This window comes from Leptolyngbya sp. FACHB-321, assembly GCF_014695975.1.
Lineage (GTDB): Bacteria > Cyanobacteriota > Cyanobacteriia > Leptolyngbyales > Leptolyngbyaceae > Stenomitos.
This window is the reverse complement of sequence record NZ_JACJPI010000081.1, coordinates 58,140-82,335: the sequence shown is the minus strand read 5'-3', so window position 1 is coordinate 82,335 and position 24,196 is coordinate 58,140. Positions and strand designations below refer to the sequence as shown.

Here is a 24,196-nt window from a genome sequence, read left to right as displayed (position 1 = left end):
GCTCAACGTCGAAGCCTGAACGTCCTTCGGCTTAAACGCCCTTAGGCATGAGTGCTCAGGTCGAAAGCTCATGCCGAAGTCTCAATGCTCTCAGTCTTATATGTAGGCAGGTTGAGCGCAGCCGAAACCTAGTCTCTAAATAGTACTTAATTTAGCCCTCCTACTTAATGATTGATCAGATACCCATTACGGCTCAGGTTCCGGTTGACAGAAAGAGTTGAACAGCATCAAGGGTTTGTTGCAATTTAGCTAATTGTTCAACCGCATCTGCTTGAATTTGATTGTGCCGTGCCTCTTGCTCAAATTGAGACGCGATCGCGGACATTGCCGCTAGACCCACATTAGCACTGGCACCTTTAATATGATGAGCGGTATGTTCTACGTCAAGAAAATGACGGTGTTCGATTGCTACTTTCAGGCACGCTAGATGATTACCAACATCTTCGACGAAAATATGCAGTAGCTCACGCTCAAACTCCTCATTATTGTCCGAAAGTTGATGTAAATAATTCCAATCAATCACGTGGCTCAATGCGTTGTTAGCCGTGGGTGGGCTAGCGATCGTAGAGGAAGCGATCGCGTCTGCCGATGGTGCCAATGGTGGCTGGAGAACAGTAGTTATTGCTGGGGATGGTAGCGCACTTGTAGCGGTCTGTCTACGTGCTAGCAGCACCTGGCTCCAGTGGGCTAATTTAGCAGCTAAAACATCCTTCCGCAGTGGCTTACTCAGGTAGTCATCCATCCCGGTTGCAAGACATCTATCGCGGTCTTCTTTCATCGCATTTGCCGTGAGCGCAATAATAATCACCTGTTGCAGTTGCCCTTCTTCCAGCCGACGAATGACACGAGTTGTGCTGTAGCCATCCAGCCCAGGCATTTGGCAATCCATCAGCACCAGGTCGTAAGTGGTTTGGGTCATCATTTGTAACGCCACTTCGCCATCAGAGGCAACATCAGCGGTATAGCCTAAATGCTTAAGCTGGCTCAATGTCACCCGCTGATTCACGACATTATCCTCTACAAGCAACAAGGTCAGGGGGATTGCGGGATGAGCATTGTCAGGAGTTGAATCGGTCGATCGCCCTGTCTTGCTAGCTAGTAGCGAGCTAGCATCAAAAGAGCCAGCATCAAAAGGACAAGCCAACTGCTCAGCATCAGATGGTGCAGGGACGAGGGGCAATCGCAGCGATGGATCAGCCATCACGGCATTTAGAATGCAGTCGATCAAGCGAGACTGCTTAACGGGCTTGACCAGGTAAGCCGAAAACCCTTGCGCTAAAATCCGGCTACTGCTGCTCCCCTGATTAAGGGAGGTCATCATAATCAGCTTTGTGCTAGCTAGCAGTGGCTCTGCCTTGATCTGACAGCCCAGCATCTCGCCATCCATCTCTGGCATTCGCATATCTAACACTGCTACGTCGTAAGGAATGCCCATACTGGCGTGTTCTCGCAACGCCTGGAGCGCGGTCGTTGCATTTTCAGCTTCATCAGCGTGCATCCCCCAGGCAGAAACCTGATAACGCATGATTTTGCGATTGGTGGCATTGTCATCCACGATTAGTAGACGGAGTTGATGGAGGGGAGCGGCGATCGTCAGTGGCGGTGATGTAGCCGGACGATAGGGGCGATCGAATGTCAGCGTGAACCAAAACCGCGATCCTTGCCCCAGCGTACTTTCCACTCCAATCTCGCCGCCCATCAGCTCGACCAACTGGCGGGCAATGGCTAACCCCAAGCCTGTACCACCATAGCGTCGTGTGGTAGACGCATCTACCTGCGAAAACGGCTTGAACAGCCGCTCTAGACCAGCAGCAGGAATACCAATACCCGTATCAGTTACAGAGAACATAATGGTGGCTGTGGTAGACGTTTCAGCAATGAGCGATGCCTGTACCACCACCTCACCAGCGCTGGTGAACTTAATCGCATTGCCCACCAGATTGGTCAGAATTTGCCGAAGCCGATTGGCATCGCCGCGAAGTTGAGTCGGTAGGTTTCGGTAAACAAGGGTTGCCAGTTCAAGCCGTTTAGCATGGGCAACGGGAGCCAGGATGCCTGCGACCTCTTCGACACATAGGTTTAAGTTAAAGTCGATCGCGTCTAGCTCCATTTCCCCAGCTTCCAGCTTAGAAAAATCGAGGATTTGATTGATCAAATGCAGCAGCGTTTCACCACTGGTCTGGATTGTTTCGACAAAATCGCGCTGTTCTGGGTTAAGGCTGGTTTCCTTGAGCAGCCCAGTCATGCCCAAGACACCGTTCATTGGTGTGCGAATTTCGTGGCTGACAGTTGCCAGAAAGGTACTTTTCATCTGAGAGGCTTGCTCTGCCTCGCGGCGGGCTTGCTCTAGCGCCACATTATGTTGTGCTAACTGTTCGCGCTGTTGGGTTTCGCGTACTAACAAATGCGCCTGCGTCAGCGCAATGCCCACCTGATCGGCTAGCTGGGTCAAAAAGTCAATTTCAAAAGTGCGCCAATGCCTAGGAGCAGCGCAATGATGAGCAATGAGCAACCCCCAAAGCCTGGTTTTGCCAGTGGCACTGCGCCCTTCGAGAATGGGCACTACCAGATTGGCTCGCACTTGAAATTGAGCCAGCAGGTCTTTGTAACAGGTGGAGAGGGAAGCCTGTTCAACATCGTCGAGTATCTGCGTTCTGCCCCGGTAGTACACTTGCCAACCACCATCTTTAAAGCAGGTGTCCTGAACCATCGCTCCCAAGGTAGACATGCAGCCTGGAGCGACCGACTCCACAACAACCGTGCCATCCCAATTCGGTTCAAAGCGATACATGAGAACGCGATCGACTTGCAGAAACTGGCGCACCTCAGCCACCGTTGTACTCAAAATCTCACTTAGCTTCAGCGATTGCCGAATGCGGAGAGTGATCGCTGTAAGGAGGTAGGCGCGGTAGTTTTGACTTTCTAGCTCTGCTTCTGCCAGTTTGCGTTGGGTGACATCGCGCACGATGATTACGGCTTCATCATCACCACTAACGGCAATGCGGGCTTCTTCATAGTGAATACCATCCTCCAGCGTCAGTTGATATTCACAAAATTGGAGTTCGCCTGTTTTAAGGGCTTGCTCCAGGCAGTGGCGACGCTTCTGAGCTACTTCGGGAGGCAGGGCATCGGCTTCACATTTGCCAATAATTTCAGCAGGCGGCAGAAGCGTACCAAAGTCTTTAGCAAATTTGACATCCAGGTAAACACCCTCACGGTTGACGCGCAGCATCAGGTCAGGAAGGGCATTAAGCAACGCCTGACTGCGAGCTTCAGTCTTGCGTAAGGTTTCCTCAATTTGCTTGCGATCGGTAATGTTGTTGAAGGAACAAAGAACGTGCTGGATGCTGCCATCAGGGTTGAAGTGCGGGTCGGCGTTGACTAAAAGCCAAGCCAGATCACCGAATTTGGGACGATACACGCCCATGACGACGTTATGTACAGGTTTGCCAGTGGCAATCGCCTGGGGTACAGGATGCTCTTCGCCAGGGAAGGGAGAGCCGTCTTCATGCACGACTCGCCAGCGAGGATCTAGAGATGACATCCCCATCATTTGGGCTTCGTCTAGACCCAACATTTTTAGGGCGGCTGGGTTAACCAGCAACATTTCAGCCTTTGAACCCTGCAACGCAATACCTGTTGAGAGCTTCTGCACCAGGTCACGAAAATGGGCTTCGCTTTGCTGCAAGGCGTGTTCGGTCAGCTTGCGCTGGGTAATATCTTGAAGCTGAGAAACCAGGTGTAGCGGGTTGCCCTCGGCATCGCGCAACAGAGACGATGTGAGCAAGACCCACACTATATACCCTGTTTTGTGAAGGTAGCGTTTTTCTAACTGATAGGACTCAACCTCGCCTAACAACATTTGCTGAAAAAAGCGCAAATTTTGCTCCAGGTCATCAGGATAGGTCAACTCTTGAAAGGTTTTGGTCAGCATTTCTGACTCGGAGTAACCAAAAATGGCGCAGATTGAGCGATTGACTTGCAAGAAGCGTCCATCAAGCCCAACGAGCGCCATGCCGATTGCGGCAGAGTCAAACGCGCCCCGAAAGCGACCTTCACTGCGTTGGAGTGCGACCTCGACCTGCCGCCGTTCGTCGATCGCAGTCGTCAAGGCATCAAGACTCAGGCGTAGCTCTAGCTGTCTGACGACCTGGCGACCGAGCCGACAAAGAGCATCCACAAGCGCTGGCTGCGGTTCGCGAGGCTGCCGATCCATCACGCAAAGGGTGCCGATCGCATACCCTGATGGTGTAATTAAAGGAACAGCCAGATAAAAGCGGACATACGGCGCATCTGTTACCACTACGTTTTTGGCAAACTGAGGATCAGCGGCGGTATCAGCAATGATGAGAGGCTCCCGCCGTTCGACGCAGAGGGCACAAAAGCCAACGTGAAGCTCTAGGGTATCGATCGCCACCCCTACTTTTGACTTAACCCACTGGCGATCGCCCGCTACCAGAGTCATCATCGCCATCGGTGTACCGCAAACCTGAGCCGCTAGCTGCGTCAGGTCATCGAAGGCTTCCTCAGGCGCTGTATCCAGAATTTGGTACTGAAACAGAGCCTCTAGCCGCTTCGTTTCCTCTGTTTGTGGCACTGCCTTCATATCTACCCTCTGGTTGCCTGCTTCAGTACGCATTCTGCTTATCTGTAACCATCTCACCTACGCCATGAGACTGTTGTAGAGGCGCAGTTATTAGTCCCGCGTTGTTAGAGCTTTGCTTACAAATGACTGAGGCTGTCCGTGACTGCCCAAATATTTTATGAGTCTGCCCTAATCAGTAGCGACACTCACGCTCCCAGACCATTTTCCTGCACTTGGCAGCACGGCGATCGTCCCACGACTAAATAGCTGCGCATAATTATTGATAAGCTGCCTTTCGACAGAGCACTTACGCCAAGGTCTCAAGGCTCTCAGTCCTATATGTCGGCGGGTTTCGACTGTGCTCAACCCGGTCTCTCAGTAGTGCTTAATTTAGCCCTTCTACTTAAGACTGCAAGCTTTTAAGCATACAAACTGAAGGCGAAGGCTGAACAGGCAGGCAATAGCCGTTTGCTAATCGTCGAGGCACCAGGATAGTAGCGCTAATGCCCCAGTTAAATAGAGCCATGTTGGCAGACTCAAGGCACTTAACCAGTCAAGTGGTAGCACTAACAGATTGATCAGCGCCAGGGTGGCAACCATCACGATGGTAAGTGTGACTAGCGGCATACCGATCTCACATTTGCAGTGGACGTAGATCTAGAAGTTGACCGAATCGTTGACCAGATTGATCGCTACCGTCTGGTTCTACGAGCCAAATTGTTTCTTTGCCTGTTCGTAAACCTCGATCGTAATCTGAGTCATGCCAGACTCCTGGGCAAATTTCTCAATCTTTTTGCGGGCAGCAGGACGCACGAAAAACGGAATTTCCTTCAAGCGAGCTTCCGCTTCTACTGTCCACTCAATGGCATTACTCATAAAGCCTTCATGCAGGTTTTGTACAGCCTATTTAATGTAACCCGTGTTTTAGGATTAGGCAGCGTCAGGATGGCTCCATCCCTTTAGGATGGATGTAGTATGCAGCAGGCACCGCTCTAATGATAAGAACATTTACGCGAGAACCAGGTTCAGGGCTGGGTTTGGCGATCGCCACCCTCATAGCGATCTTCGCCACGCTGATGGTAAATGTACTGTCTAACCTGTATCCGCCGAAAGGGCTGAATATTGGCGCGATCGCCAACACGATTCTGCAAGGGGTGCAGATTACGCCCGCCAACTATGCCTTTGCCATTTGGGGACTTATTTACCTTGGGTTGCTTGCCTACGGCTTTTACCAGCTTCGTCCAGCTCAACGTCGCCATCCCACGTTTCAGCGGGTGAACTGGCTGCTGATTGTTGCCTGTGTCGCGCAGATCATTTGGGTGTATCTCTTTACGCTGCGGTTCTTTGGGCTGTCGATCGTGGCAATGCTGGGCATACTGCTAGCGCTCATTGGGGCATACCTACAATTGAGCAGCGGCAACGTACGAGTCTCGCGCGATCGCCTGCGCTTTGCACACCTGCCCTTTAGCCTTTATCTCGGCTGGATCTCAGTTGCAACGGTCGTCAATGTGGCATCAGCACTGTATGCGGCTGGATGGCAAGGGTGGGGCATCAACGCAACTACCTGGACGGTAATTATGCTGCTGGTGAGTGCCACGATCGCTGCTACTGTTGCGTTGCGGCAGGCAGATATTACCTTTACGCTCGTCTTTGTTTGGGCATATATCGCGATCGCGGTACGTCAGGCTGCCAACCCAGCGATCTGGATAACGGCGATCGTGCTGTCGATCGTGCTGGTCGCCCTACTGGTCTTTAGCCGAAAGAAGCGACGACCACTGCAAGCCTTTGGTTAACGAGTCGCCAGGTTACTTTTTGAAATACAAGCCACTCGATCACCAGCCAGTACTGTTGGTTTTTAAGAATTCTGCTCTGGGATAATCTTTAAAGCACATCCTTTAAAGTTTTTGCCCCATCACTATTTTTAGCGACCTGCTCAATTCAGCTAAAACTTTGGTTTTACAAGGCGATCGTTTAGCCCTCCTATGTCCAACCCTCTAGCGGCAACCCTGGAATTTGGGAAATTGATGGTTGCGTGCGACAACAGTTGCCTCAATTGATAATGCGATCGCAGCAATCCGCATATCTTTTTGCAAGCGCCCTTTTGATAATGTAAGAGTGTTAATTAACAGTTGTTGATAACAATCGCCAGCAGCTTGATTAAACTCTGCCACAGGTACTTGCTTACACAGTGCGATCTCTTGGTTTAGCTTGCTATACAGCCGCACTAAATCTTGTACGTCATTTGAATTGTTGATTTGCGATATCCAGCCATTAAAAAGTTCTTGAACCGTTACAACTGAGAGAGAAACATCTGCTTCCACTTCAGTCATTCGACGACTAATCTTGCAATGTCCTGCTAGCAGCAACGAAACGTGATCGGTAACTCAAATCCAAGCACTCATGACAGATGAGCGTCATCCTGTTAGCGCTCTAATTAACCTTGCTCTGCTAATTCTGCAAACTCAGTGTCACCCTCAGCATACAGATAAAATCTGCCCAGGGATTCTTTCAATCAAATTGCTTTAAAGAGGCTGCTAACGGCAATAATTCAACATTTTTCAATCGATTGCTTACCAATGCTTGAATTACTGTTAATGCTTCCGTGCGAGTATCAGCTTTCACCTGAAAATTTGCTAACTCAGCGATCGACGCAACGGTTCGCCCTGCTTCGGTTTTCTTTAACAAAATATGAAGGTTAAACGCTGATGTAAAGAAAGCACATTATCCATGTTTTCTAAAATCGGAGAATTGGTTAATTGCTAAATTAGTCTGTGGTTACTCTGCCAAGTTCAACTTTAAGCATTGGGGCAGTATCGTTTTAGAATCTAGAGTTCGTAAGTTAAAAATCCTATGAGTGCGTTTCGAGTTGGGGTCGCGGGTCCGGTTGGGTCAGGGAAGACAGCGCTGGTGGAGGCGTTGTGTAAGGCGCTGCGTGATCGCTACAATCTGGCAGTTGTCACCAACGATATTTACACCCAGGAAGACGCGCAGTTTTTGGTGCGGAGTCAGGCATTAGAGGGCGATCGCATCCGTGGGGTAGAAACAGGAGGCTGTCCGCATACGGCAATTCGGGAAGATGCATCAATGAACCTGGCGGCGATCGAAGACCTGGAGCAGCAATTTCTTGATCTCGATCTGGTGTTTGTAGAAAGCGGCGGCGATAACCTAGCAGCCACATTCAGCCCAGAATTAGTGGATCTCACCATCTATGTGATCGATGTCGCGGGTGGCGACAAAATTCCCCGCAAGGGTGGTCCAGGAATCACCAAGTCTGATCTGTTAGTGATCAACAAAATTGACCTAGCCCCTTATGTCGGTGCAGATTTAGACGTGATGGATCGAGATGCCAAAAAAATGCGGGGCACCAAGCCATTCATCTTTTCCAATCTCAAAACTCAGGAAGGGTTAACGGCTGTCATTGCTTTTCTGGTTGCCAACTTGCCACCAAGCCTCCACACAAATCAAGTGCAAACCTCTGCATAAGTTGAAAGCTCAACGCTGTCGTGCTGCTAAAGGGGTCAAAGCCCAATGACTCAAGGCAGCTTGTCTACGTGCTGGGACAAAGGAGCGATCGCGGCATTAACGTATGCCCTTAGCAATTTGTGATCTATCTCTTTGGTAGCTTGTGATCTGGCTCACCGAGTGCCTTTTAAGCTTGACCAAAAGTTATTTGTATAGCCAGATACAAATACTGTGCAGGCGTAACTCTAATATCACACAGTATTGCTGCACTCCTCTACATAAAGGATTACTAAGTCGGGCTTCGCGATCGCGCCAGCTCGGTTGCATGGGATTGCACATACAAGCTTTTTACAGGAAGGAGAATTGCTTCATGAAGTCGCGTCGATCCCAGATCATACTTGGTGGCATCAACCGTCGTCGGTTTATCCAGTATGGTTCGCTTGCACTTGGCTCTAGTATTCTTGCCGCTTGCTCTGGCGGCACCCAAACGGGTGATACCGCTGCATCACCTGGTGCTAGCCCGGTGGCATCAACCGCATCTGGCGATGGCATCAAGGTTGGGGTAATGTACTCCACAACGGGATCGATCGCCATTGTGGAAAAATCTCTGCAAGACGCTACCTTTTTGGCGATCGAGCAAATCAACGAAGGCAAAGGTCCCTGGGCAGGTAAGCAAGGGATTAAGGGCAAAAAGATTGAGCAAGTGGTCGTCAACCCAGACTCCAACTGGGATTTGTACAACCAGATGTCAAAGCGGTTGATCGACGAAGACAAAGTGGTTTGCGTCCTGGGTTGCTATACCTCCGCCAGCCGCAAATCTGTACTGCCTGTCTTTGAAGAAAAAGACAAAATGCTCTACTACCCCGTTTACTACGAAGGAAACGAGTGTAGCTCCAACGTCATCTACACGGGCGCAGCACCGAACCAGCAAATCACCGACTCGATCCCTTACTGCGCTAAAAACTTTGGCAAGAAAGGCTTCTTCATCGGGTCTGACTACATCTACCCCAAAGAAAGCAACCGGATTGCGAAAGCCGAGCTTGTCAAAGCCGGTGGAGAAGTAGTTGGCGATGAATATGCTGCACTGGGGACAACCGAGTTCATCACCATCATTAACAAAATCAAGCAGGCAAAACCTGACTTTGTGTTGAGCAACTTGGTGGGTGATAGCATTCCCGCGTTCTACAAGCAGTACAAAGACGCTGGACTCACGTCAGCCGACACGCCCATCATGGCGTACCCCACCACCGAAGAAGAAATTCAGGCGATGGGTTCTGAGTTTGCCGAAGGGCACTACAGCAGCTTTAACTATTTCCAAACGGTTGATACGCCCGAAAACAAAGCGTTTGTAGAACAGTTCAAGGCAAAGTTTGGTCCCGATCGTGTAACTAATGGGGTGATGGAAGCCGCCTATCTCCAAACCTTCTTTATGGCACAGGCGATGGAGAAGTGCGTGAGCGAAGGCAAGGAATTGACAACCGCCAACCTACGTGAAGCCACTCGTGGGCAAGAATTTAAGGCACCACAGGGCACCGTCAAAGTTGACCCAGACAATTACCACACCTATCTGTACTCCCGCATTGGCAAGTGGAAAGAAGATGGACAGGCAGAAATTGTGTTTTCCACCGAGGCGGCAGTGAAGCCGATTCCCTGGAGTCAAGCGCTCTACAAGGGTCGGATCTGCAAGCACAAAACACCGGACGATCGCAGCAACCCCACTATAGAAACGAAGAAGGATATTCCGGTTGAGTTTCTGAAGCAGGCATAGCGCCTGCAAACCTGAGCCTGACTGGATGCGATCGTGTTTGGTCAGGCTGTTTTTATCACGCTCATTTGACAAGATGCTGTTCTGGTTGAGTAGGGGGGTTCATGGATTTTCTTTCGTCTCTGGTCTATCTAGCACAGTCGTCTCCACCAGCAAAAAGCATTGACCCGATCGCCTTTGCCAATCAACTTTTGAATGGTATCGGGATCATAGGTATTTTGCTGCTAACTGGGTTAGGTTTGGCAATTACCTTTGGAGTGATGCGGATCATCAACCTGGCACATGGTGAGTTCATCATGCTGGGTGCATACACTACCTTTGTGCTGCAAAAGAACTTCAAGATGGATTTGCTGCTCACGATTCCCTTTGCCTTCTTGCTGACGGCAGTAATTGGGGCGATCGTTGAAATTACCATTATCCGAAAGCTGTATGGGCGACCGCTAGAAACACTGCTGGCAACGTGGGGGCTCAGCATTGTGTTGCAAGGTGTTGTCAAGCTGATCTTTACGGCACAGCTAAAGTATGTGAAAGCACCGCCCTATATTAAAGGCAATCTATCCCTCTTTAATGCAGGTGGTCAGTCAGTTGAAATCTCGTACTATCGGCTGTTCATCTTTGCTGTAGCGATCGCATTACTAGGGTTAACGGCGTTCTTACTCTACAAGACAGCTCTGGGTCGTCAGATTCGGGCAGTGACGCAAAACCGGGAGATGACGCGGTGTTTGGGCGTGAATACGAGCCTAGTAGACATGGCAACGTTTGCTTACGGCTGTGGTCTGGCTGGTATTGCAGGTTCAGTCATTTCGTCCTTAAAGAGCGTGGCACCACCCATGGGACAAGACTACCTAGTGGATGCCTGGATGACGGTTGTAACGGGCGGTGTAGACAAATTGATTGGCGTGCTGGCAGGTTCGGTGCTGATTGGGTCTGCCAACTCCGCGATCGCCTACTTGCTAAACGATCCGGCGGCACGAGTCATCGTGCTTTTTTCTGTCATCGTCTTGATCCGTTACCGTCCCGAAGGTCTGTTCACGGTACAGAAACGGGCTTAGAGTTTTTAGCTGTTGGTTGCTAAATAGATATTCTGTTCTAGACCAGCAGCAAAAAACGTTGCATCGCTTGGCGGGGTTTATTTTTTGCCATCAATGTAGGGGGTTTTCAACGTGACACAGGTTATGGGTCGGCTGCGACAATCAACCGTACCAGTCAAACTACTGGCGATCGGTGGCATCGCCTTTTTGATTCTCGCTATTCTGCCATTTGTCGCGGGTGAGTTTCAGGCAAACTTGATGGCAAAGCTACTGCTGTTTGGTGTGCTAGGGATCTCACTCGATCTGGTTTGGGGCTTTACAGGCATTTTGAGCTTTGCCCACGGCGTTTTCTTCACGCTGGGTGGCTATGCGATGGCGTATTACCTGAAGCTGAACCTCTCTGCAACTGCCAATAACTATGGCGGTACGCTGCCTGACTTCATGGTGTGGAACGGGCTAAAAGAGTTGCCCTGGTTTATTGCACCACTACAATTCTTTCCCATTGCAGCGATCGCGATGGTGGCGCTTCCCGCAGCATTTGCCTACATCATTGGCTCTTTCATTTTCCGCTCAAAGGTCAGCGGTGTTTATATCACGATCATTACGCTGGCGATCGCCTCAGCGCTCACCACATTCTTTGTCAGCCAACAGGCGTACACAGGTGGTACAAATGGCATTACAGATGTTTCTAGATTGACTCTGTTCGGTGGCTTAGTCATTCCGCCGATCGGTCTTTATTTTATGATTCTCATCTTTGCTGCCGCTGTGTTGGCGGGCAGTTATTGGTTAACGCAGTCTAACTTTGGCTTGGTTCTGCGTTCCATCAAAGAGAATGAACAGCGGATTTCCTACCTGGGTTATGACGTTGCCAGCTTCAAAATTTTCATCTGGACTCTATCCGCAGGCATTGCAGGGATTGCGGGTGGCTTATTTGTACCGTTGAACCGCTTTATTTCACCCGTTTATCTGGGCGTTGCCTTTGGTACACAGGTCGTTATTTGGGTGGCAGTTGGTGGGCGGGGCACCCTGGTTGGTCCCTTAATTGCTGCCATTTTGCTGGGTCAATTGCAAAACTCTGTAGACCGAATCACACAAGACTGGCAGTTGATTGTCGGCATTATGCTGCTGATTGTTGTCTTGTTTTTACCAAATGGGCTGATGGGTTTGTTGCCAAAGCAGTTCAAGCTAGCCGAACAAAGCAGCCTTTTGCCCGCCCCCAACACAACCTCAGGGTTTGTGCAGGCACGGCTCTTTGATTGGTTCACTCCACTACAACGGATGGTGCAGCGTTCAGGTCGATCGCTCATCACCTGGAGCAGAACTGTAAGCGGTTCAGCACGATCGTCCAAAGGGCGCTCAAAGCTGAAATAGTCTCTGAGTCAATGCGTTCTCAAAGCGCTAGTTAGGTCACAGAACAGCGGCGGCGAGGAATTGTAAGGTACGTTAATCAACTTGAACACAAGGCTAGTATGGATACACTCTTGTCTGCCAACGATGTCAGGGCACAACCCGCCGAATCGATTCTGTCTGTCAGAGATGTGAAAGTTGTGTTCTCCGGCTTTCAGGCGATTAAAGGCGTGAGCCTGGATGTCGCTGATCGGGAAATTGTCACCATTATTGGACCCAATGGTGCGGGTAAAAGTACGCTGCTGGATGCGATCGTTGGCAAATCGCCTGTTGCGTCTGGTCACGTCTATTACAAAGGGAACGAGATCACCAACAAAAGACCGCATGCGATCGCTCACATGGGCATTGGGCGCAAGTTTCAGAATCCCAACGTCTACAACGACCTAACCGTTTTTGAGAACATCCTGCTGGCGCTGAAAGGGTCGCATGGTGTGTTTGCATCCATCAAAACCAAGCTCACAAGCGTCAAAAAAGCCAAGATTGAAACGGTTCTTGAGCGTATTGGTCTACTGGACAAAGCGTTTACCAAAGTTTCATCCCTTTCTCACGGGCAAAAGCAGTGGATTGAAATCGGCATGGTGCTGGCTCAAGATCCTACAGTAGTGCTGCTAGATGAACCCACAGCCGGTATGACCACTGATGAAACTCACGAGACGGGTGAGATTATCAAAACGCTGGCAAACCATCATGCGGTTGTGGTTATTGAGCACGACATGGAATTTGTGAAGCAGATTGCTCAACGTATTGTGGTGTTGCATCAAGGCGAGAAACTCACCGAAGGCTCCGTCCAGGAAGTACAGACAAATCCCAAAGTTATTGAGGTGTATTTAGGTCGTGAACGAATCGATGCCGCTGCTTAATCTATCGGATGTCACCGTCTCTTACGGTCAAACGCCTGTGTTGTTCAACGTCGATATGGCAGTTGAAAAAGGCGAAATTGCTTGCATTCTGGGTCGTAATGGGGTGGGCAAAACGACACTTCTCCGCAGCGTGATTGGGCTGAACAAAGTCTCGTCTGGCAGCATTATTTTTGATGCAGACGAAATTACCAAAACGCCCACTTACTTGCGTGCCCGTTACGGTATTTCCTTTATTCCTCAGGGTCGGGAGATTATTCCCTACCTGTCAGTGTTGGATAATTTGAAGCTGGGCATGACTGCCGCCAAGCAAAAGTCCAAAAAGATCTCAGAAGAAATTTTTGAGTTCTTCCCTATGCTCAAGCAGCATCTCAAGCGTCAGGGCGGGCTGTTGAGCGGGGGACAACAACAGCAGTTGGCGATCGCCCGTGGGCTCTTGAGCAACCCCAAAATCATGCTGCTGGATGAGCCAACCGAAGGTATTCAACCCTCGATCGTTCAGGAAATTGAAGAAACACTCAAGCGGATCAACCGTGAAAAAGGCATCACGGTTGTCGTGGTTGAGCAAAAGATTGACTTTGCTCGCCAGCTTGCCCAGAAGTTTTTCATTATGGAAAAAGGTTCGGTTGTGGCAAAAGGCAACACAGCCGATTTAACCGACACGCTGGTGCATAAATACCTTGCAGTTTAGCGTTGGTAGCGCTTGCATCTACGGCAAATAGATCACACAAAGCCCAACTTGCCGTTAGCACTGTCTATCGCTTCTGAGGCGGCTTTAACCACAGCGTAATAGGGGGGTTTACAAATATCTACCGATGTTGGTTCACGCTGTGCCTCATTTAAAGTGGCTACCTTTTGACCCTGCTGCACAATTAGTTCCTTCCCTTGGTCATTGCGGATTCTAAGCTGCCTGCCTACTGGGTGCTGAAGTTCCTCGCAAGTATAGGTGCGATCGTTAAGCAAAAAAGTGACAGCAGCGATCGCGCCCGGTTTGCGGACACCGACTAACTCTAGCTCCAGGGAAATTTCGCCGTTCCAGTCATTAGTTCGCAGACGATACGCAAGATCCAGATGGCTGGGCAGCGGATAGTAGTCACCCCAGCGCCACGCGATCGCTGTGAACTTGCGCGCTTCAGTTATGGCATCATCCTGGGTGACCACTAGCTTGATATGCCCTTTGCCAATGCGTTTTTGCTCACAGATGCGTACATTCGCAGACCAAAAGACCGGATCGGGGTTCTCAATGCCGCAGGGATGCAGTGCATCAATCTGGGCGTAGAGACTCAGATCAAGCTGCTCGACGGTTGCTTGGGTGTCGATAACGACTAAGGGCTTCAGGTGTTCGGGCTGAAGGCATTGATGTGCAAAAGTTTGGAGACGCGATCGCAATGCTCCCAAATTGCTAGCCTCCAGGGAAAAGCCCCCCGCTGCGCGATGTCCACCGAACCTGCCAAGCAAATCGCTGCAAAACTGGAGCGCATCAAACACGTTGAATTCGGGAATGCTTCGTGCCGAGCCGCGAATGTGGGTCTGGGCTTCATCTTCATAGGTGCCAATGAAGACAGGCACTCCGTACCGCTCCACCAAACGCGAGGCAACAATGCCAATCACGCCATGATGCCATCCGGGTTGCACTACTACCAGAACACGTCCTTTTGTGGGCGGCGCAAAGGAACTGGCTAAACCGTTCGCTGTTTGGTTGATAGCATCTTCGACGATCGCGATCGCTTCTTGCTCAATCTGTTCACACAACTGCTGGCGCTGCTTGTTAATCTGTTCGCACTGCATTGCCCGCTCCAGCGCCTCACCATCATCGTCAGTCGTCAGCAACTCAATCACAATTTGCGGATCAGCCAACCGACCCACGGCGTTAATGCGCGGTCCTAACCGAAAGCCGATCGCTTCTGGCTTCATCTGCTTGGCACCGCTTAGACCTGTCACCTGAATTAAGGCTTGCACACCTGCCAACTTCGATTTTGGCAACAGTTGTAGCCCCTGCCTCACCCAGCGTCGGTTTACGCCCGTTAACGGTGCCAGATCCGCGATCGTACCGAGGGTAAACAGCTCCAGCAATGAGTTACCTAACTCGTAGGTTTTGCCCAGGCTTTGTGCCAGCGCGATCGCCAGAATATAGGCAACGCCCACACCTGCCACACCGCGATAGGGCGAAGTGGTAGCAATCAACTTGGGGTTGAGAATCGCATTTGCGTCTGGCAGTGTTGGCGGCAAATCATGATGATCGGTGATGATGACCGCAACACCCAGTTCGCGGGCACGGGCGATCGGTTGATGAGCAGCAATACCGTTATCAACGGTCAAAATCAGCTTTACGCCTTCGTCGTAAAACTCTTCCACAATGCGCTGGTTAATACCATACCCTTCACTCATGCGGCTGGGGATAGCGTAATCGACCTGTGCGCCCAGTGTTCGCAGTGCCCGTAGCAACAGGGCTGTACTGGTCATCCCATCCGCATCATAATCACCGCAAATCGCAATTTTCTGGCGCTGATTAATGGCATTAATCAGCAGTTCTAAACTGAGCGGCAGATCTGTAAAGTCGTCCAGTGGTGACGTAAGCACCTCGGTTTCTGGATGCAAAAAGCGTTGCGCTTGCTCTGGAGAGTTGATGCCCCGGTTTAGCAGTACTTGCGCCAGCAGCGGGGAAAGCTTAGTCGCCTGGGCGATCGCCTTTACCTGGTCAGCTTGAGCGATCGCGATTTGCCAGCGTTGATCGGGTAGTTTTCTGACGGTAGCGGCATCGGGAGAGAGTTGCTTGATCACAGAATTTGAGTTACAGGCTTTCAAAAAACAGACCAACCGTTAGCAGTGTTGGCATCGCTCAGTATGCACCAAGCGAGAAGCGAACTCCTACAGACAAGAAAGTTTGATACAAAGGTATTGCATCCTTCACCGCCATTAAATTTACCGCACGTTAACCGTAATTGACGCATGAATCTCTACAAAAAGGGGGAGCAATTCTGACTAAAAGTTCGTCAATTGAGTCCATTGTCAGCCTTTAGTAAGCACGCTTGTGATGCGATATAAAGATGACTATGATTCCTGTCAGCGTTGCAGAAAATTTGAGGGTGATTACACTGAAGCTATGCATTCGCGCCAATCTAGAGCTAACACTGTTTAATCTGATTGCGAATTAATCTGCTGAAGAAGCAGGTAATCAAAAACCCAGTTACTTACTCCAGGAGTTCACCGATGATGAGACATATTTTGGCAGGTTGTTCACTTCTGGTTGCGGTAGCTGTAAGTAGCTTGCCAGCACAAGCACAGAATACTCCCGCCCCTGCTGCAAAGCCAGCCCCAGCAGCACAGCCAGCTCCTGCAACTCAGCCCGCCCCTGGTGCAAAGCCAGCTCCTGCAACTCAGACTGCGCCAGCGGCAACCCCTGCACCCACCAAACCAGCCACCGCTCAAGAAAAAGTAAGTCCAGAGGAGCTGAAAAAGTTTGCCAGTGCGACCAAGCAATTGTTGGCGATCGTGAATGACACAGAAAGCCAAATGGTACAGGCTGTAGAAAAGCAGGGGCTCTCTCAAACCCGTTTCAATGAAATCTACCAGTCGAAGCAAAACCCCAATGCTAAACCGGCGACTCAAATCACCTCCAAAGAAGAGGCAAGCTATAAGCAAGCAGTAACTCAACTCACCCAGCTTCAGAAAGATGCTCAGACTAAGATGGATCAGGTTGTGCAAGCCCAAGGGTTACCTATGGAGCGGTTCAACCAGATCTTTGCGGCTGTGCAAAAAGACCCACAGTTGAAGCAAGAAGTGCGAAAAATGATCCAAAACTAACTGAGATCGCAGTACTCGAAGTCGGTAGCCAATATTAGGCTCAGAGAATTAGATCACCTGCAAACCTCACATATCGTCAGGGCATGGCAATCCCATGCCCCTACATAAAAAAGCTGGCTCTACTACATCTGTGTCTCTTAAGGCTCTCATCTACCAACCCCTTTCCCCGATCGGAGACAGGTCAACAATGCGGCTTTCCGCACCTTCGCGTCAGCTCTTTGTGGATAAACTTCCTGGATGAATGTTACTAAAACAGCCCCATCTTGTCCCCCACTCTGGGCAGGGGTGCTTCTAAATCTGCTTGGCTGGCTTGTTCTCAGCCCTACTCCTGCACAGGCAGCCGAAAAAGTTTATATCTCCTATGGTCTTTTGGAGCGATCGATTCCGGTTTCTTCCTTAGAAGCCTATGCCAAAGACGGTACGATCGATGATGATCTAGCTGTTTACGCGCAGTATGGGGATGCAAAGCAGCTCGCACAGCTTCAAAGCGCGCTTGTGGCACGGGCAGATGTTGATCTTGTGACTGTCGCGCAGTTTCTTTACACGCCTCAAGGCGAAGTGCTGCTGAAACGGTTGGGGCAGGTAATTCAGCCGGAAACGCGAGATTCTGGCTTTAAAGCCATTCGGGCAGCGCTGATTCTAGCAGCAGCCGATCCACAAGGGCTGACATTTCTCAATATTCTGCGTCGGTTCCCAACTCGTGCTTTGCGGATTGATGTAGCACAAAGCTTGCAGATTGCTGCTGACGTAGGGCAACTGATCGATCAAACCCAGCGAGCCACAACGGTGGTGACTCAAGCAGCACAGCAAGAGCAAGCGACAGACGGCATTACTATCCCATTCCCAGATCTGCGGCAACGAGGATCATTCACCTGGCAAAAACAAACGATCGCGCTGGTAGACCCTAGCCGTAGTGCGGTACTAAATCCTACCCTTGCGGGTACTGTTGCACCTTCGGCTCAAGCCGCTTTGTCAGAGGCGGTTCCGAGTGACGTAGTTAGCGGACGATCAATTCCTGTTGATCTCTATCTACCGACTCAAACGCAACCCCAGTCGTCTGCCCCGGTTGTTGTGATTTCGCATGGACTTGGCTCCGATCGCACCACCTTTGCCTATTTAGCTATTCACCTGGCATCCTATGGCTTTGCTGTGCTGGTGCCAGAGCATCCAGGGAGCAACGCCGCACGGCTTCAGGCTTTGGTCACTGGTACGGCTAGCGAAGTTTCGGAACCCGCCGAGTTTGTGAATCGACCACTGGATATTACCTTTGTACTCAATCAGGTCGAAAGCCGAATTAACGCGACACCAGAGCTACGCGGACGGCTCAACTTTCAACAGGTGGGAGTGCTAGGGCAATCGTTTGGGGGTTATACTGCGCTAGCGCTGGCAGGCGCACCGATTAACTCGCAGCAGCTACAGGCAAGCTGTCAGAATTTAGAAGAAACGCTGAACCTATCGTTGCTATTGCAATGTCGAGCTGGTGCGTTGGCGCAGCCAGCACCCATACTACAGGACGGGCGCATTAAGGCAGTGTTTGCCATCAATCCCATCACAAGTGCTGTGTTAGGACAAGCCAGCATCAGCCAGATCAAAGTGCCAACCCTGATGATGACCGGCAATGCCGATACGATCGCCCCGGCTGTCCCAGAGCAAATCCAGCCATTTACTTGGCTCACAACAACCGATCGCTATTTGGTGCTGATGGAAGGTGGCACGCACTTTTCGACCTTGGACCCAACTGCGTCTAAAGATGTGGTGCCCCTACCCCAAGAAGTGATTGGTCCTAGCCCTGCCACTGGTCGTCGTTATGTTAATGCGCTGGCGGTTGCTTTTTTCCAAACCTACATTGCTAAGCAACCAACCTATCGCAGCTATTTGAGTCCTTCCTACAGCAATGCTATTAGTGAAGCACCGTTGCCCTTAACCCTCCTTCGCACCTTGACGGCTGATCAGCTTAATCAAATCGCCGCTGGTTCTACGCAACCTGTCACAACCGCTGCACCGTAAGCAAGAGAGACGAGAATGAACGGCAATCGCCTAAGGTTCGACCAACTCTGCTGCCAAGAGCTGTTGTAATGGGGCAATCAGCGGAGGCAGATTGTTGTGAATCGTTCGCCAAGCGAGGGTCAAATTGACTCGAAAATATTCGTGAGCGGCTATGTTTCGCATATCGTTCATCAAACGCTAAGGGCATGAGGGTAGCGAGCCTGAGTGGCAATCGGAATATTTCTGCTTGCCTCACCAACACGATGAAATCAAAAAGAACGGTTTTAGCGATCGTGTCATTTGACTCAAACTCCTCTAGCGTAAGGGTTGCAGTGCGCTGTTGAATACCTTCAATGGCTTTCAAAATATCTTGAACGCGCAATCGCCAATCTCTAGAAGGCATGGATTAGATCCCTTAAGACGGGTTCACAGAGGTCTTCCCTTAACACCGCTTGAGTGCCTAAGTCAACGCCACTCCCCAAAATAGCTTCTAGGTAATGTTGCACCTGAAACAAATCAAAAAAGCCAGCATCGATCGCAAACTCTACTAAGAAATCGACATCGCTTTCAGGACGAGCTTTATCGCGTGCAACAGAGCCAAAGAGATCGAGTGACTTCACGCCCAGTTGCTTAAGTTCTTCCTGGTGTACTGCCACTTGAGATAGCACTTCATCCCGTTTCATCACCATCTTTCCATACCACTCTTTCTTCAAACCATATCGGTTATGAAGCTATAGATGGTTTGTGTTTGTAAGGTTTCGATGAGCGTCGAAGGCTTTTGCTGGAGGGGAAAAACCTGACGATCGATTTGCACCTGTAAGCCTGTAAGTGGATCAGTGCCAGGAGAAACAATAAACTCAAGCGTTTGCAGGTTGGGCAACGCGACAAGGCTATCCAAAATATTGGCGATCGCTTGCACATAGGGATGCCCAGGCGTGTGATACCAGTCTGGGTTTCCCAAAAGCGGTTGGTCAAAGCCGAGATGAACAATCAGCGCAGAGTCACCAAACAACGCCTTGGCAACGGGTCGCACCTCTTCTTGCAACAGCAGATCGTGTGCTTTTGCAAGATAGCGTAGTTTTTGGAGGCGATCGTAGCGCTCTGCCACAGTATCAGCGGTTGCTTGCCAACGAATTGCCAGCGTCACCAAATACGTCCGTAAGAATAAATGACCCAGCTTTTCGGCTTTCGTTGCCAGGTAATCGGAATTGTAAGCGGTAGCCTCAATCAGCAGCGGCACCCGTTCAACAATCTCTAATTCGTAGCCTTTCAGCCCAGCAACTTTGCGGGGATTGTTGGTAATTAGCCGCATTTGACGGATGCCCAGGTCATTGAGAATTTGGGCACCCATACCATAGTTTCGCAGGTCAGCCGGAAAACCCAAATGCTCGTTCGCTTCGACGGTATCCAAGCCCATGTCTTGCAGTGAGTACGCCTTAAGTTTGTTTACCAGCCCGATGCCTCGCCCTTCTTGCCGCAGGTAAACCACTACACCCTGTCCCGCATTCTCAATCATCTTTAGGGCAGCTTGTAGCTGCATCCGACAATCGCACCGAAGGGAACCGATCGCATCGCCGGTCAAACATTCAGAGTGCATCCGCACCATCACAGCCGCATCATGAAAGGTCGCTGGATTGCCTTTGACGATCGCTACGTGTTCAGTGTTGTCCAAAGTGTGGCGGTAGGCATAGATCTGAAAGTGACCAAATTCGGTCGGTAAATCGGCGATCGCTTCCCGTTGGATCAGCCGTTCATGCTCCAGGCGATAGCTGATCAGATCGGCAATGCTGATGATTTTAAGCTGATGTTGTTTGGCATACTCGATCAGTTCGGGGAGTCGTGCCATGGAGCCATCAGAATTCTGAATTTCGCAAATGACACCAGCCGGATACAGCCCTGCTAACCGCGACAGATCAACAGCAGCTTCGGTATGTCCGGCTCGTTTGAGCACGCCGCCTTCTCTAGCACGCAACGGAAACACATGACCAGGGCGACGCAGATCGCTAGGGCGCGTCACCGAGTTGATAGCAATCTGAATCGTACGGGCACGGTCTTCGGCAGAGATACCCGTTGTCACACCAGCGCTAGGTGATGCATCAATGCTGACGGTAAAGGCAGTTTGGTTGCTATCTGTGTTGTTTGTCACCATCAGCGGCAAATCGAGTTCGTCGAGTCGATCGCCCGTCATTGCCAGACAGATCAGCCCACGGGCCTCCACTGCCATGAAGTTGATCATGTCTGGTGTGGCAAATTGGGCAGCACCGATAAGGTCGCCCTCATTCTCGCGATTTTCGTCATCGACTACGACGATCGCCCGACCACATTTAAGGTCTGCCAGCGCTGTTTCAATGGCATCAAATTTAAAGGGAATGGGTTGAGAAGAATCAGCAGAGACGTTCAAGGCAGGAGTACCGTAAAGTTTTTTGAAGCGAACTTATCTTTAAATTGTAGTCTTTTTGCTCTGGCAGCATGAGGCTAGAATAACTGACTGAAGGAATCAGCTAACAGCTATCAGCTATCAGCCGTCAGCTATTAGCCATCAGCGAGCAGTGGTTGAGAAAAGCGTTATTGTTTCAGGCTTCCTTGTAGCCTGAACATAAGCACATCATGCATTGCTGACTTCTGAACGCTAGGCAGAGAGAGGAGGAAAGAAGGCTAAAGGCTGGCAGAAAGCTAAAAGCTGACCGCTGACTACTGCCCTCTGGCTGCTGACCGCTAACGCCTCCACAAAGTCAGCAATTCTTGGTAGATGGCAAACGATTTTCCCAAAAATGGGTGCGCTGGTACTACAATGCATCAAACATTGAGTCTTTTAATCCGCAAAGAAGGTAAATCATCATGGGTGATGTAGGACGCATTCCGGTTGGTATTGTCGGTGCGTCGGGTTATGGCGGTGTGCAGCTAGTGCGCCTTTTAATGGATCATCCGCGTCTAGAACTTGCCTATCTTGGTGGCGAAAGCAGTGCGGGAAAGCCGTTTGCAGATCTTTATCCCCACCTGGGACATTGCGTTCAGCAGGTTGTAGAGCCACTTGATCTGGAGAAGATCGCCGATCGCTGTGAGGTGGTCTTTCTGTCATTGCCAAATGGCTTGGCGCACAAGATGGCTCCCACGCTGCTGGCAAAGGGCTGTAAGGTGCTGGATCTGTCCGCAGACTATCGTTTTACCGATCTTTCTACTTACACAAGCTGGTATGGCGGCGATCGAACCGATCAGACGATCGCGGAAACAGCAGTGTATGGCTTGCCGGAACTGTACCGCGATCGTATTGCAGAAGCACAGCTAGTTGGTTGCCCTGGTTGCTATCCCACTGCCAGCTTGCTCGGTCTTTCGCCCTTGCTAAAACAAGGTTTAGTGATTCCTGAGACTGCCATTATTGATGCAAAATCGGGTACGTCTGGTGGTGGCAGACAGGCAAAAGTAGGGATGCTGCTGGCAGAGGCTGACAATACCTTTGCAGCCTATAACGTTGGGGGTCGCCATCGCCACACGCCAGAAATCGAGCAAGTTTGCAGTGACCTGGCAGGACATGAGGTGCTGATTCAATTCACGCCGCATCTGGTGCCAATGGTACGCGGCATTCTGGCAACCATTTACGCCACCCTACGCGATCCTGGGCTAGTACGCGAGGATCTCTTGACCATCTACAACGCCTTTTACCGTAATGCACCCTGGGTCAGAGTCTTGCCCAGCGGCACCTATCCTCAAACCAAATGGGCAGCAGGCACAAACCTTTGCTACATCGGGGTAGAAGTTGATCCCCGCACCGATCGCGTGATTGTGATGTCCGCGATCGACAACTTAATGAAAGGACAGGCAGGGCAAGCAATCCAATGTGTCAACATCATGATGGGCTGGGATGAGACTCTAGGCTTACCGCAACTTGCCTTCTATCCTTAACCGAATCTAGTTAATAGCTAGTGGGTTCTTACACTCTCAAGGCACTAGAACTGAGATAGCTTTGGGAATGACGCGAAAATGAGCTGGAGTAGTGGTTGTAAGCTCACCATCTGTATTGATGGAGTGCTGTCGCAGCGTTTTGATCTCAATTTCCTGCCCTGAGAGCGATCGCACAAACGACCAGGAGCTATGGGTCCCTGATCGCATATTGGGCAATAGCGCTACCATTTGCCACCACTTCTGGATTTCTAAACTGTAAAGGTCGAGGCGTTGATCATCAATTGCTGCATCTTTGGCTACGGTCATACCGCCGCCATAATAACGACCATTGCCGATCGCAATTTGCACGGTTCTCACTTGGTAGCTCTCGCCATTCACGCGAATTTCAGCAGTAAACGGGACTGACTTTAACAATACCTGGACGGCGGCGATCGCGTAGGCAAACACACCCCAGCGTCGCTTAATATCACGGCTCAACCGCTGCGTAATCTTGACACCCAAGCCCAAACTCGCCACGTTGAAGAAATGGTTGCCGTTGACCCAACCCAGGTCAATCCGTTCCAATTGTCCTTTTGCAATCACATCACAGGCTTCGGCTAGTGACGTTGGCAGCTGAAGCGTACGAGCCAGGTCATTGGCAGTACCCAGCGGCAAAATCCCTAGTGGCAGTTGGGTAGCAATTAAACCGTCGATCGCAGCATTTAGCGTGCCATCCCCTCCACCAATGATCACTAGATCAACCGCGTCCTTATGCTGCCGAATTACCTTTGAGATCTGCTCTGATGACTCAATGGGCACTTCCACTAGCTCAAAGTCAAGTTCGCGCAATCGATCGATCGCCCGTGATAGATCTGTCTGTCCACGACGGGCATGACGGTTGACTAGAAGCAACGCTCGTTGGTTCATGGCAGAAGAGCTTTTAGGATGAATAGATATGTGCTGGCTGTTAGTTTACGCACAAATGCTGTAACAGTAACGTTCTCTAGCAGCCCAGAAACAACAATTAACCCCTACGGCTTACGCCAAAGCTTATTTTCCAAGTCTCGAAGCTGTCGTTCTAAGCGATCGATGCGACCACGCAGTTCATCCACTTCTGACTGCCGGGGCACGCCCACATCTTGCATAATGTTACGAATTTGCCGTTGTACAACCGTTTCAAAGTTACCCTGCTCTGACTTCAATGTCTGCATAAGATCGTCTACAACGTCTTTCGCTTGCTCTGGGTTCAGCTTGCCATCCTTCACAAGCTGTTCGCTCACCTCTTTCACCTTATCTGCAACTAGTGATGTTGTACCAACACCCAGCATCAACAGTTGCGAGAGCCAATTATTGTTATCCATGCGGTTTTCCTATAATGACGTTGAAAGTTGGCATTGTGAGCAACGGGATGACTGTCTCC

General features: G+C 50.4%; 20 protein-coding genes and 1 pseudogene. 10 read left to right on the top strand and 11 right to left on the bottom strand.

What is annotated here, in order from left to right; translation table 11 throughout:
* Positions 1 to 193: 193 nt before the first annotated feature.
* The 3 genes from H6F76_RS23770 to H6F76_RS23760 form a co-directional block, all read right to left on the bottom strand.
* Positions 194 to 4,639, bottom strand: coding sequence for a PAS domain S-box protein (locus H6F76_RS23770; RefSeq protein ID WP_190511990.1), 4,446 nt, complete (start codon positions 4,637 to 4,639; stop codon positions 194 to 196).
* 417 nt (positions 4,640 to 5,056) lie between these two features.
* Positions 5,057 to 5,212, bottom strand: a complete 156-nt coding sequence (locus tag H6F76_RS23765) for a hypothetical protein (protein WP_190511988.1) — start codon at positions 5,210 to 5,212, stop codon at positions 5,057 to 5,059.
* A 78-nt stretch (positions 5,213 to 5,290) separates the two neighbouring features.
* Positions 5,291 to 5,461 (bottom strand): PCP reductase family protein, encoded by a 171-nt coding sequence (locus tag H6F76_RS23760; RefSeq protein WP_190454126.1) that lies wholly within the window; start codon positions 5,459 to 5,461, stop codon positions 5,291 to 5,293.
* A 119-nt stretch (positions 5,462 to 5,580) separates the two neighbouring features.
* Here H6F76_RS23760 and H6F76_RS23755 point away from each other — a divergent pair, with 119 nt between their 5' ends.
* Complete coding sequence (locus H6F76_RS23755; RefSeq protein WP_190511986.1) at positions 5,581 to 6,378, top strand: tryptophan-rich sensory protein; 798 nt, start codon at positions 5,581 to 5,583, stop codon at positions 6,376 to 6,378.
* A gap of 201 nt (positions 6,379 to 6,579) precedes the next feature.
* On the opposite strand, the gene H6F76_RS23750 is transcribed toward H6F76_RS23755, so the two are convergent.
* Both H6F76_RS23750 and H6F76_RS23745 read right to left on the bottom strand, forming a co-directional pair.
* Positions 6,580 to 6,906: a type II toxin-antitoxin system VapC family toxin gene (locus H6F76_RS23750; protein ID WP_190511984.1), complete on the bottom strand. Its 327-nt coding sequence runs from the start codon at positions 6,904 to 6,906 to the stop codon at positions 6,580 to 6,582.
* A gap of 187 nt (positions 6,907 to 7,093) precedes the next feature.
* A complete protein-coding gene (locus H6F76_RS23745) occupies positions 7,094 to 7,270 on the bottom strand; it encodes a hypothetical protein (protein WP_190511982.1) in 177 nt (58 codons plus the stop codon).
* Between the two features lie 165 nt (positions 7,271 to 7,435).
* Here H6F76_RS23745 and ureG point away from each other — a divergent pair, with 165 nt between their 5' ends.
* The 6 genes from ureG to urtE all read left to right on the top strand — a co-directional run bounded on the left by ureG (position 7,436) and on the right by urtE (position 13,798).
* Positions 7,436 to 8,068, top strand: coding sequence for an urease accessory protein UreG (ureG, locus tag H6F76_RS23740; protein ID WP_190511980.1), 633 nt, complete (start codon positions 7,436 to 7,438; stop codon positions 8,066 to 8,068).
* A gap of 349 nt (positions 8,069 to 8,417) precedes the next feature.
* Positions 8,418 to 9,815, top strand: coding sequence for an ABC transporter substrate-binding protein (locus H6F76_RS23735; RefSeq protein WP_190454136.1), 1,398 nt, complete (start codon positions 8,418 to 8,420; stop codon positions 9,813 to 9,815).
* A gap of 101 nt (positions 9,816 to 9,916) precedes the next feature.
* Positions 9,917 to 10,864: an urea ABC transporter permease subunit UrtB gene (urtB, locus tag H6F76_RS23730; RefSeq protein ID WP_190454138.1), complete on the top strand. Its 948-nt coding sequence runs from the start codon at positions 9,917 to 9,919 to the stop codon at positions 10,862 to 10,864.
* Between the two features lie 111 nt (positions 10,865 to 10,975).
* Positions 10,976 to 12,214, top strand: a complete 1,239-nt coding sequence (urtC, locus tag H6F76_RS23725) for an urea ABC transporter permease subunit UrtC (RefSeq protein WP_190511978.1) — start codon at positions 10,976 to 10,978, stop codon at positions 12,212 to 12,214.
* Between the two features lie 98 nt (positions 12,215 to 12,312).
* Positions 12,313 to 13,110 (top strand): urea ABC transporter ATP-binding protein UrtD, encoded by a 798-nt coding sequence (gene urtD, locus H6F76_RS23720; protein ID WP_190454145.1) that lies wholly within the window; start codon positions 12,313 to 12,315, stop codon positions 13,108 to 13,110.
* Entirely contained in the window at positions 13,097 to 13,798 is a 702-nt protein-coding gene (gene urtE / locus H6F76_RS23715) for an urea ABC transporter ATP-binding subunit UrtE (protein ID WP_190454446.1), read from the top strand. Before urtD ends, urtE begins: the two co-directional genes overlap by 14 nt.
* Before the next feature lie 32 nt (positions 13,799 to 13,830).
* Here urtE and recJ read toward each other — a convergent pair whose 3' ends face one another.
* Complete coding sequence (recJ, locus tag H6F76_RS23710) at positions 13,831 to 15,888, bottom strand: single-stranded-DNA-specific exonuclease RecJ (protein WP_190511977.1); 2,058 nt, start codon at positions 15,886 to 15,888, stop codon at positions 13,831 to 13,833.
* Positions 15,889 to 16,317: 429 nt separating this feature from the next.
* Between recJ and H6F76_RS23705 the strand changes: the two genes are divergently transcribed.
* Positions 16,318 to 16,911, top strand: a complete 594-nt coding sequence (locus H6F76_RS23705; RefSeq protein ID WP_190511976.1) for a DUF4168 domain-containing protein — start codon at positions 16,318 to 16,320, stop codon at positions 16,909 to 16,911.
* A 237-nt stretch (positions 16,912 to 17,148) separates the two neighbouring features.
* Positions 17,149 to 18,918, top strand: coding sequence for an alpha/beta hydrolase (locus H6F76_RS23700; protein WP_190511975.1), 1,770 nt, complete (start codon positions 17,149 to 17,151; stop codon positions 18,916 to 18,918).
* A gap of 30 nt (positions 18,919 to 18,948) precedes the next feature.
* Here the strand turns inward: H6F76_RS23700 and H6F76_RS30705 are convergent.
* The 3 genes and pseudogenes from H6F76_RS30705 to ribBA all read right to left on the bottom strand — a co-directional run bounded on the left by H6F76_RS30705 (position 18,949) and on the right by ribBA (position 21,298).
* Positions 18,949 to 19,300: pseudogene (locus tag H6F76_RS30705) on the bottom strand (HepT-like ribonuclease domain-containing protein).
* Positions 19,290 to 19,580, bottom strand: a complete 291-nt coding sequence (locus H6F76_RS23690; protein WP_190511974.1) for a nucleotidyltransferase domain-containing protein — start codon at positions 19,578 to 19,580, stop codon at positions 19,290 to 19,292. Before H6F76_RS23690 ends, H6F76_RS30705 begins: the two are co-directional and overlap by 11 nt.
* A 26-nt stretch (positions 19,581 to 19,606) precedes the next feature.
* Positions 19,607 to 21,298 (bottom strand): bifunctional 3,4-dihydroxy-2-butanone-4-phosphate synthase/GTP cyclohydrolase II, encoded by a 1,692-nt coding sequence (ribBA, locus tag H6F76_RS23685; RefSeq protein WP_190511973.1) that lies wholly within the window; start codon positions 21,296 to 21,298, stop codon positions 19,607 to 19,609.
* A gap of 437 nt (positions 21,299 to 21,735) precedes the next feature.
* Between ribBA and argC the strand changes: the two genes are divergently transcribed.
* Entirely contained in the window at positions 21,736 to 22,797 is a 1,062-nt protein-coding gene (gene argC, locus H6F76_RS23680; RefSeq protein WP_190511972.1) for an N-acetyl-gamma-glutamyl-phosphate reductase, read from the top strand.
* A gap of 36 nt (positions 22,798 to 22,833) precedes the next feature.
* Here argC and H6F76_RS23675 read toward each other — a convergent pair whose 3' ends face one another.
* Together H6F76_RS23675 and H6F76_RS23670 are read right to left on the bottom strand one after the other, a co-directional pair.
* A complete protein-coding gene (locus H6F76_RS23675; protein WP_190511971.1) occupies positions 22,834 to 23,703 on the bottom strand; it encodes a lipid kinase in 870 nt (289 codons plus the stop codon).
* A gap of 104 nt (positions 23,704 to 23,807) precedes the next feature.
* Positions 23,808 to 24,137, bottom strand: a complete 330-nt coding sequence (locus H6F76_RS23670) for a phasin family protein (protein ID WP_190454173.1) — start codon at positions 24,135 to 24,137, stop codon at positions 23,808 to 23,810.
* Positions 24,138 to 24,196 lie beyond the last annotated feature (59 nt).